Below are 488 nucleotides of genomic sequence, written 5' to 3'. Positions count from 1 at the left end.
CGGGCCTTCCTCCAAAGGAACTTGCTCAGGCTATGGGTAAACAAATACTTGATAAGCTTATCAAAGAAGCTAAAGCAAAGCAGACGGAAAAACTGAAAGCGAAAGCTAAAGAGAAGCTGATGGAGAAACTTGAAGAGAAAGGTGGTGACAAGCTTAAAGGTCTTATGAAGAGCTTCGGGCATTAGGCTAAGGCATTCCAGAATAAGCTAGCTTATCTTCCAAGATAGGCTGGCTGTTCCTTTCATGCAGTACTCTCTTAGCACAAGGCCAATGACGATATTATGATAAGTATATGTATTTATTGCGGTGAGAATAAGGCTATAGCCTTTGAGGTCTGTAACGCTTGTTCTCGTACCCCAGACTCTCATCGTGATCAAATACGCTCGATTATCCTGAGTTATAGTGAGAACGAGCCTTACTTGAATTTTTTGAGTTTGGAAGAACTTGAAGAGATTCGGGAAAAAATTATCACAGGTGCTCCCATTGAG

General features: G+C 41.6%; 2 protein-coding genes. Both read left to right on the top strand.

The features are described 5' to 3' along the window. Positions 1-185, top strand: a 185-nt coding sequence (locus A3757_RS20710) for a hypothetical protein (protein WP_231878342.1), incomplete at its 5' end; no start/stop codon positions are given. 96 nt (positions 186-281) lie between these two features. Further along, positions 282-488, top strand: a 207-nt coding sequence (locus A3757_RS27725) for a hypothetical protein (RefSeq protein WP_231878341.1), incomplete at its 3' end; no start/stop codon positions are given.

Source organism: Oleiphilus sp. HI0117, assembly GCF_001635235.1.
Note: the sequence above shows the minus strand (reverse complement) of the source record. Positions and strands in the feature narration are given on the sequence as shown.